8 protein-coding genes are annotated in these 9,272 nt (G+C 51.0%); all 8 read right to left on the reverse strand.

Going from position 1 to position 9,272, the window contains the following annotated elements; all coding sequences use genetic code 11:
• Positions 1-26: 26 nt before the first annotated feature.
• The gene (locus INT22_RS13075; protein ID WP_038481947.1) at positions 27-638 is read right to left on the reverse strand and encodes a LysE/ArgO family amino acid transporter; all 612 of its coding nucleotides are present in this window, start codon (positions 636-638) and stop codon (positions 27-29) included.
• Positions 639-793: 155 nt separating this feature from the next.
• On the reverse strand, positions 794-1,711 hold the full coding sequence (locus tag INT22_RS13080) for an ABC transporter substrate-binding protein (protein ID WP_193068356.1): 918 nt from the start codon (positions 1,709-1,711) through the stop codon (positions 794-796).
• Between the two features lie 150 nt (positions 1,712-1,861).
• Positions 1,862-4,288: a TonB-dependent receptor gene (locus tag INT22_RS13085; protein WP_226912706.1), complete on the reverse strand. Its 2,427-nt coding sequence runs from the start codon at positions 4,286-4,288 to the stop codon at positions 1,862-1,864.
• A gap of 94 nt (positions 4,289-4,382) precedes the next feature.
• Entirely contained in the window at positions 4,383-5,084 is a 702-nt protein-coding gene (locus tag INT22_RS13090) for a FecR domain-containing protein (protein ID WP_319022077.1), read from the reverse strand.
• Positions 5,085-5,096: 12 nt separating this feature from the next.
• Complete coding sequence (locus INT22_RS21005; RefSeq protein ID WP_226912708.1) at positions 5,097-5,369, reverse strand: DUF4880 domain-containing protein; 273 nt, start codon at positions 5,367-5,369, stop codon at positions 5,097-5,099.
• A gap of 9 nt (positions 5,370-5,378) precedes the next feature.
• Positions 5,379-5,903, reverse strand: coding sequence for a sigma-70 family RNA polymerase sigma factor (locus tag INT22_RS13095; protein WP_193068358.1), 525 nt, complete (start codon positions 5,901-5,903; stop codon positions 5,379-5,381).
• Positions 5,904-6,038: 135 nt separating this feature from the next.
• Positions 6,039-7,007 (reverse strand): ABC transporter substrate-binding protein, encoded by a 969-nt coding sequence (locus INT22_RS13100; RefSeq protein WP_193068359.1) that lies wholly within the window; start codon positions 7,005-7,007, stop codon positions 6,039-6,041.
• A 176-nt stretch (positions 7,008-7,183) separates the two neighbouring features.
• Positions 7,184-9,272: TonB-dependent siderophore receptor (locus tag INT22_RS13105; RefSeq protein ID WP_193068360.1), on the reverse strand; the 2,089-nt coding region annotated here is incomplete at its 5' end.

Here is a 9,272-nt window from a genome sequence, read left to right on the forward strand (position 1 = left end):
CCGCCTCTAGTCAGCCTTGAGACCTGTCAGAGCAACGTAGACCCCAGCGCTAAGTGTATGGCGATAACCGCCATCATCAGACCAATTAGCCCATCAATGGTACGCCATGCTACCGGGCGGGAAAGCCAAGGCGAAAGCGCGGCCCCGCCCCACGCTAACAGGCTGAACCAAAGAACAGAGGCAGTCGACGCACCGGCGACGAACACACCTGCGCTCTCCTGCTGAGCACCAATGGCAGGAATTAACAATAGAGTGTCCAGATACACCTGGGGGTTCAATACCGTAACGGCCAAGGTCGCCAACAGCACTCCGCGCAAGCTGCGCGCTTTTACGCTACCTGCCTCCAATCCTGCGCGCCCGCTAACAGCCCGCAGTAATGCCTGTGCAGCCAACCAGCTTAAAAATGCTACGCCTACCCAGCGCATGGCTTCCATTGCGTTAGGCATTGTCAGTAAAAACGCGCTGGCACCAAACATACCAGCGGTTAGCAAGATGATATCCGCGCTCATACACAGCCCCGCTGACCACCAGTGATGCTCACGACGTACGGCCAATCCCAGCACGTAAGCATTTTGCGCCCCGATAGCCATGATGATACCGCCAGATACGACCAAGCCCGTTAAGTAACTTTCCCACATTGCCCTGTCCCCAGTGCCAGAATTAGCGTCGCTTTAAAGAATCGTGGCACTAAGATAGCGGGCAACCTGAATAACTAAAAATCATCCTGCTAATAGGGTATTAGTTTTTCTTATATAAAAACCGTATTGATGGTTTGGGAAATGATGCAGGATGATTAACCAGCGGCCTCAACGGGCGCTTGCTCCTCCAAGGCTTCAACAAGTGACTCGGCGAAGCGGAGAGCTGAGGGGTGAACGCCCGCTATCCAAAAAGAAGAGGGCAAAACGATAAAATCCCCACGCCGGACGCTGGGAAGATAACGCCACATACCACTGGTATCGATATGATTTTCTATACCTACCGGAAATGCACTCTCGAGAACAACCAGTCTCGCTTCTGCCACATTAAAAAGCTCTCTAATGCTTACCAGTGAATAGCCCCATTGATTGGTTTTTTCTGTCCATGCGTTGCGTAAACCCAACTGTTTAAGCACACCCTGAAACATACTGTTGTCTCCATATACGCGGGCATAATGCTCGTTGACTAACTGGACGATGAGCAAAGGTGGCTGAGGTTTTACGTCGCTCTTCAATGTATCGAGATGGGATCGTGTGTTCGACACCAGCTGTTCTGCAGCTTCTCTTTGATTGACAGCTGTACCAATCTCAAGGGTAAATATATCGAGACTTGTCCACAGGCTGTCGCTTCTGTTGCTGACATAGGGATAGGATTGGATAATGGTGATGGGTGCAATATCCTGTAACCTTTGGCCTAGGCGAGTCTGTCTAGGCGAAAGAAGTATTCGCTCTGGTGAAATATTACTGAGCAGTTCCATATTTGGAAAAGTCTGTGTTCCAATATCGGTGATATTAGTATCTTTATATTCAGCGCCAGTCCATGTGTGAAAAGCATCAACATTACCCAGCGATACAGAGTCAAGATCAAGCGAGAGAAGTGTTTCTGCAATGGTCCAATCAAAAACAGAGATGGAGGAGTGCGCTTTATCTGCCATTGATGAGTTGGCTGCTAATGAAAAGCATGCGATGTAAACGGTCAAGCGCCAGTTCTTTGAAATAAATTTTAAAGGATTCACGTCAAGCCTCTACTGGAATTTATTTATATTTTTATTAATAACCCTGCCATTTCTTTATATATTAATTTTGTGGGGATTAGATATTTTTGATGACTGAATAGAATTCAACCCTGCTGGCACAGGGCTGAAAACTCATAACCGGTATTTTTTTCAAAAGTCGTACTTCATTGTCATCATGAAGTTTCGAGGTGCGCCGTAATAATTGTGCTTTGTCCCGCCTCTGACGGTAGAGTAATACTCTTTATCAGTTAGATTATTGCCATTCAGTGAGATATCCAAGTTCTCATTTATTTGGTAACCGACCATTGCTGACACTGTTGTGTAGCCTCCTTGCTCAGTGCGAACATCACTACTTTCGGCATAAATTCCACTATAGATATTAACACCTGCACCAATGCGCCAACCTTGATCTGGGTTGGCGCTGAACCGATAGCGTGACCATAGGTTGAAGTTATGTTCTGGCGTATCCGGCGAGAGTGTGAGGCCTTCTGAGTTGGCATCCTTTACGAACTCAGTTTGAGTATAGGCATAGCCTGCACTCAGGTCCCAGCGGGGCAATAGTTGGCCGCTAACCTCTAGCTCGAAGCCTTCGCTCTTTGCTTCGCCGATAGGAATCGAGAAGCCAGGATTATCAGGATCGGTATAGGCGCGGTTGGTGTCTTCGATACGGAAAACCGCAGCATGCCAGTTCAAGTTACCCTCAGCATATGAGCCTTTAATACCGGCCTCGTATTGCTCACCCTTTCTGGGCTTAATAGGGTTGCCATCAGTTCCAACAGCCGTTTGCGGCGCAAAAATGCCAGTGTAGCTTGTATATAAGTTGAGCTCTTCGCTGAGGCGATAGATCAATCCTGCGTAGGGGATAAATTCGGTGCCATCATCCCCAGACGCTTCACCACCAAGAAAGTTATTGGTTTCCCACCAATTGATACGGCCACCAAGCGCAAGTGTAAAATCATCTAAAATATTGAATCGGAACTGACCATAGGAAGCATGTTGTTCGATATTAATTTCAGTTCTACCTGGGGTGCCATCAAAACCTGATTCTGTGCGGTTATTGCTTGGATCGAACAGATTCTGGGGAAGATATTGAGGGTCACCGTAGACCCATTCATTGCTTGCCTCGCTGTTCTGATAGCTGGCACCAAAGACAGCTTCATGGCTCGCTCCAGCCAATTGAAAAGGAGAGCTAACCTGTGCCTCTATATAATCGTCCTGCTTCTCCAGATCCCATGCGATCTGACGAATAGCAAAATCGCCTGTATTTTGATCAGCAACTAGAATCCCTTCACTGCTTTTTCTCAGGCTTGCATCGCGATCCAGGCGATTAGCCTTAAAGGTTATTTCGCCACCGTTAGCGAGGCGATGCTCAAGTTCTACAAAATAGCGTTGCGCGTCTCCTGTTTGCTTATCCCAATCGGATCCGAGGTAGGTCGAGCGGTCTACATTAGGCAGGGTGCCATCACTGTATGCCGGTAACCCAGAATGAGGACGAAACTCTTCATCTTGTGCAGTAACGCCCATTGAGAGTGTCGTTTCGGGAGATAAGTCGAACTCAAGCGTGCCGTAGCCAATTTGGTTCTCTGAGTAAACGTGATCAATAAAAGAGTCTCTATCGTCGTAGACACCAACGAAGCGCCCCCGCACTCGTCCTTCGCTATCAAGCGAGCCAGTAACATCGACAACACTCCGATAAGCATTATCCGTACCGGCAGAGAGGTTAACCGAGGCTTGTGTTTCAGCTAGCGCGCGTTTACGCACTAGGTTGATGGTGCCGCTGGGCTCACCGGATCCATGGAGAATTCCCGCAGGGCCGCGCAACACTTCAATACGATCAAGCAAAGCCGTATCGAATACACCAGCGCTTTCCCAGGCGCTGCCCGCATCCTGAACTGGACTGCCATCCATGAGAAAAGAATCGATATTATAGCCACGAGACTTGATCACGTACTGATTGGGACCGTACTCATTTACGGTGACACCTGTGACATTTCGCATAGCTTCAGATAGTGAAGTTGTTCCCTGGTCATCCAAGCGCTCTCGCGTCAAAACGCTAACGGACTGCGGCGTTTCCTTAACCGAGCGCGCCCCCAAGCCGATGGTCGCGCTTTCGCTCGTATAGGCATCGCTGTTCTCGGTCATACCGTAAGGCAGGCGCTCTCCGGTTACTTTCATCGCCGAAAGCGCCACCTCGCCAAGCCGCTCCTCCAACCGATAACTACCATCCGCGCTACGTACAGGCGCAAGGCCGGTACCTGCCAACAAGCGCTCCAACCCTTCGTTTACTCTATAGCTGCCTTGCAGCCCGGCGGTTTGTTTGCCGGCGGTCAAGGTGGCATCGAAAGCAATCTCGATGCCTGCACTGACCGCGAAACGGTTCAAGGCCGTGTCGAGTCGACCTGCTTCGATGGAATAGCGTTGCGAAGCGGCGGCACTCTGCCCTGCTGCTTGCTGAGCAAACGCTGTTGCGGGCAGGCCCATCAAGCAACTGGCGAGCAGGCAATATTGGATGACTCGCGGAATGGCGCGAGCCAAAGGCGTTCGAATAAAGCGAGAGTGCGCTTGCTGCGTCGTCATGAAGATCCCCGTTGAGTGATGCATTTTTTATGTCTACATCTTCTATTCCGAACGAGAACGAGAATCCCTCAATGTTTTCTGAAATTTTTTCTTTCTAGTTTTCATTAGTATTACGCGATGCGACCGTAACCCATAATGGCGTTCGGTAGACCACCTTTAACGACAGTGCATCGGCAAGACTAGCCAGGGCGCGGTCGGTATCTTGCAGCGAGAACACACCGCTCACCCGCCGGTCGGCCACCTCCGGCGCACAGCGCACCACACCATGGCGATAGCGGGCCAATATCTCGACCACCTCACTAACCCGCATGTCTTCGGCCACCAGCCGCCCCTTAAAACGGGCCAATCCAGCGGGTTCCAAGGACGCCGGTGGCGTTACCCCATCGGCGCTCATGGCGGCTTGCTGGCCAGCATCCAGTGTCGTCCGTTCATTGCTCCCACGCCGCTCCAGGGCCACCCGCCCCTCGTAAACGGCCACTTGGGTGCTGTCAGTATGCTGTTGCACGCTGAAGCGGGTACCCAGCGGATAGGAAAGCCCCTCCTGGGTCATAACGCTGAACGCCCGGGCATCCGGTGTTTTTGATGTGGTAATCAACACTCCGCCACGTAGCAGATGGAGTCGCCTTTGGTGGGCATCAAACCTTATGTCGATGGCGGTATCGGTATCCAACACCAGGTGAGTGCCATCGCTCAGCGTCACCTCTCGTATCTCGCCAATACCGGTAGCGTAGTCAGCGAACTGGCGTTGCCACTGAGGCGTATGCGGTAGCCCAAACCCCAGCCCGCTTAATAGCACGGCCAAGCCACCTCACTGCAGCAAACCCCGCTGGGAGACCTGGGAAGACGAAAACAGCTCGCTACGGGCAGCGTGGCGCGGCAGCGCGGCCAACTGACCATCAATCGCCTGCAACTGCTGCCAAGCGCGCTCATGTTCCGGCGACGCTTGTCGCCAGGCCAGGCAAGCCTCGCGCTGGGCCTCGCTGATATCGTCGCTCCATAGGCGGGCCATCCACAGGCTGGCCTGCTCTAAAACGGCAGGATCAATGGCCTCATGGGAAGCGTCGGCGGGCTTGCAGCTCATGGCATTCACTTAGGGTTGAGATTCACTTATCGCGCGGTGGCAGGTCAGCAGCGCCCGGGCGATATATTTCTCTACCGAAGAGACCGAGACACTCAGCGACTCGGCGATGTCTTGATAGCTCAGGCCGTCCAGGCGACACATAAGGAAGGCCCGGCGAGGCTTGTCGGGAAGCTCATGGAGCAGCGTATCGATCTCTACCAGCGCTTCGATAGTGAGTGCTTGCTCCTCGGGAGAAGGCACGTGTGTCTCTGGAAGCAGGCTGAGGGTTTCCAAATAGGCGGTTTCGATTCGCCGACGGCGGTAATGGTCGACGACCAACCCTTTGGCGATCTGGGTCAAAAAACGACGTGACTGTTCGGGCGCTGGCGTAGTGCCACGCGCCAGTATGCGCAGGTAGGTATCGTGCGCGAGATCAGCAGCGGTATGGGAGCAGCCCAGCTTGGCGCTCAACCAGCGCCGCAGCCAGCTATGAAGATTGTGATAGAGGGCATCGAAAGGAACCTCACTTCCGCCCTGTTGCTTTATCGATACCATCGCCCGTTGCCATTGATTGCCTGTGCCAACTGCCCCCCAAAAAAAGGGGCAAAACCAGATGCAAACAATAAGTGATAATACTTATCATTACAAACAATATAGCGATGTAAAGCACCTTCAGATAACAGATCGGTGCTAGGGGGTGGTTGGCTCCTCCAGGGCCTCGACGAGGGATTCGGCGAAGCGGAGAGCTGAGGGGAATCCTCCCCATAGCCAGTAATTGATAGGGATAATTATATAGTTTCCTTGTCTCACGCTTGGCAAATGCCTCCACTGACCATCAGTGAGTAATTGTCTCTGCCTTCCAGGAGGATCATAGGGACTATTAAGAAAGATCATTTTAGCATTAGTGTTAAAAAGTGGCCCTACACTGGTAGTTGTAAAGCCCCATTGCCCTGTTTTCTCCTGCCAAGCGTTTCTAAGCCCAAGACGATTTAACACCATGCCTTCTATACTTCCATTGCCATGAACGCGGGCATGGCGCTCATCCATTAGGCGTATAATTAACAAAGGAGTATCAATACTATTAATTTGCTTTTTTAAATCGTCAAAGCGGTGGTTGGTTTGCTCAATATACTGCTCCGATGCGGCAGGGGCGCTGACCAGATCGCCAAGCATTCGAGTCACGTCTTCAATAACGTTCCAATGGTCTTGTTCATTATTAGTATTGGAAAACTTATAAAAAGGGTACTCCTCAACGTCAGCAATTTCTCTGAGCCTTGGTATTAAACTGACATGGGCGGGCGGTGAAATCAGAATACGCCGTGCAGGAAGGCTTGCAAGAAGTTCAAGGTTAGGAAGGTGAAGATATCCGAGGTTAGTTGCACGAGGGATAATTCCGTCATATTTCTCGTATATTTCGAGTCCTGCTAGGAACCTAGGTGGGTGGCCAATAGCGTTGAGTGTCTCTGCGATGGTGAAATCAAACGTCGCCAAGGGGACTGTGCTACTATCATCACTTGCCATTGAAACGTTGCGAATAATTAATAAACCAATTAGTAATATGATTGATGAGGTAATTCTTTTGTAACGTGTAGGACAGCGAAAGGCACCATTTTGATACTTCACTACTATGTCTGTGTTTTGCGTATAAAGACGTGTCATGATGATTGTTAAGTGTCCAGGTTTACCGGGCAAGATCGGTTATTAGACAAAATGACAGCGGCCAGATGGCGGGCAATCTGGCCGCTGATGCTTTTATGGCGAGACCAATAGGATGATTTATCTACGCTTGTTACCTCGTTGTCTCATCTCGCGATAAGGAGTTGCATGCGCAATGATCACCACTGATAGGATGCTGTGCCGACAATACTACGAGGTTCTCCATAGAAACACGCATAGGAGCAAGACTCGATATAGGTTTCGTCGGTTAGGTTGGTAGCATTAAGTGACAGAACCCACGGGCCTGTCTCATAGCTGACCATGGCGTCAACAAGGGTAAACGCGGGCACTTCACCATCAATAAAGGAAAGTGGCTGGGTTGAACCCACATAACGCACGCCAGCACCGAGTTTCAGACCTGGTAAACCGAAGCTACCCAAGCGGTAGTCACCCCAAAGCGAGAATTGATTATAAGGCACCCGAGCAGACCGTTCCCCTACCTCATCGGGAGTAGCTGGACTGCTTTTAGTGGTGCGGGCATCGGTATAGGCGTAGGCTGCGACCAGGTTGGCGTTGGGGCCGATTGCTGTCTTGGCTTCCAGCTCAACGCCACGAGAACGCACTTCCCCCATTTGTCTCTGGAAACTGGTGTCAACTGGATCGGTAACCAGTACATTTTCTTGGGTCAGCTCATAGGCGGTGGCAGTTAATAGAGTGTCCGACCCCTCTGGTTGAAAACGAATACCTGCTTCGTACTGCTCACCTTGGGTGGGCTTGAATTGGTTACCGTTGCGGTCGGTGCCAGTCGCTACCTCAAAAGATTGACTGAAACTGACGAAGGGCGCTAAGCCATTATCGGCTAGATAAACAAATCCGATGCGACCAGTGAAGGCATCATCATCCTGTTGCTGCCCTTGGGAGGGATCGAAGTATAAAGAGGTTTCTGTATCGGTCCAATCTTGACGCCCGCCCAACATGACAACCCATTTATCGGCAATCTTCATTTGGTTCTGAAAATACAGACCCACCTGCTCATTGCGGTTGACTTGCGAGTAGGAATAGGGGGTACTCTCACCTAGCTCGCCGTTCCCATAGATAGGATCGTAGAGATCCAGAGGTGGTACGGTTCGACGATAGCGTTCGGTTTCGTGGCGTTGGCGAGCATAGTCGAGGCCAACCAGAGTGGTGTTGGCAGTTGCCCCAGCCTCCCAGTCATACTGCAAGGAGGTATCTGAGGAAAGTGCCCTGGAGGCATCGCGCCGAACATTTGCATATCTAGAATAGAGGCGCCCATCGGAGCTTAAAGGGCTCTGAAGAACACCAATATTGTCGATATCTCGATCGGCGTGGAAGGTACGTAGACTGTGGCGAAGTTTCAGCTGATCAGCGAAGTTGTGCTCTAGTAGGTAGCCAAGAGAGTAGCGCTCATTATCGTACTCATCGAAACCGGGTTCTCCCACGAAACGTTCCCGAGGAATATCACCATTGGGATTAGGAAGAATGGTGCCATTGTTTGGCAATCCAAAGAAGTAGACGCTTTGGTCGTGCTGATATTCGCTCAGAAGAGTTAGTGACGTGTTCTCGTCGGACTGCCATTTGAGAGCGGGGGCGATATAGGTGCGATCATCAGGCACATGGTCGATAAAAGTATTGCTGTCGCGGTGTAGCATAGTCAAACGATATGACCACTCTCCATCTTCATCCAAAGCATCGGAGAAATCAGCAGATACTTGTTTATGGTCAAAACTGCCTGCTTGAACATTAATTTCGCGCAAGGGCTCTGTAGTAGGACGTTTGCTAACTGCATTAATCAAACCACCAGGAGAGGCCACACCATAGAGAATTGATGTGGGGCCTTTGAGTACTTCCAACCGTTCAAGGCCGTAAAGTTCCTGCTGCCCATCGAATGAATTTGCTTGATATTTGCTGCCATCCCGATATGTGGTTGGGACTTGAAAGCCACGAACCATTTGGGAATCACTGGTTTTATCGATTGCGCCGAGATTTGCGCTAGTAACACCGGCGGTATAGCCTAGCGCTTGGTAAGTGTTTTGCGCTCCATAGTTTTGAAACTCTTCACTACTGACGACCGAGATGGACTGTGGCGTTTCAATAATCGGTGTATCGGTCTTGGTGCCTGTTGCGCTACGAGTAGCGGCAATACCCTCTACCGGCCCCCAGGCTGTCTCATGCATCCAATCCGCCTCCACCTGCACTACCGACAACGCCACATCAGCCGCCCGCTCTTCCAACCGATAACTGCCATCA

The organism is Halomonas sp. 3D7M (genome assembly GCF_014897885.1).
Lineage (GTDB): Bacteria > Pseudomonadota > Gammaproteobacteria > Pseudomonadales > Halomonadaceae > Vreelandella.

Bases quoted from the DNA above. Each gene is read 5' to 3' on its own strand.
- INT22_RS13095 (WP_193068358.1), bottom strand. From the start codon at position 5,903: ATGGTATCGATAAAGCAACAGGGCGGAAGTGAGGTTCCTTTCGATGCC.
- INT22_RS21005 (WP_226912708.1), bottom strand. From the start codon at position 5,369: ATGAGCTGCAAGCCCGCCGACGCTTCCCATGAGGCCATTGATCCTGCC.
- INT22_RS13085 (WP_226912706.1), bottom strand. From the start codon at position 4,288: ATGACGACGCAGCAAGCGCACTCTCGCTTTATTCGAACGCCTTTGGCT.
- INT22_RS13100 (WP_193068359.1), bottom strand. From the start codon at position 7,007: ATGACACGTCTTTATACGCAAAACACAGACATAGTAGTGAAGTATCAA.
- INT22_RS13075 (WP_038481947.1), bottom strand. From the start codon at position 638: ATGTGGGAAAGTTACTTAACGGGCTTGGTCGTATCTGGCGGTATCATC.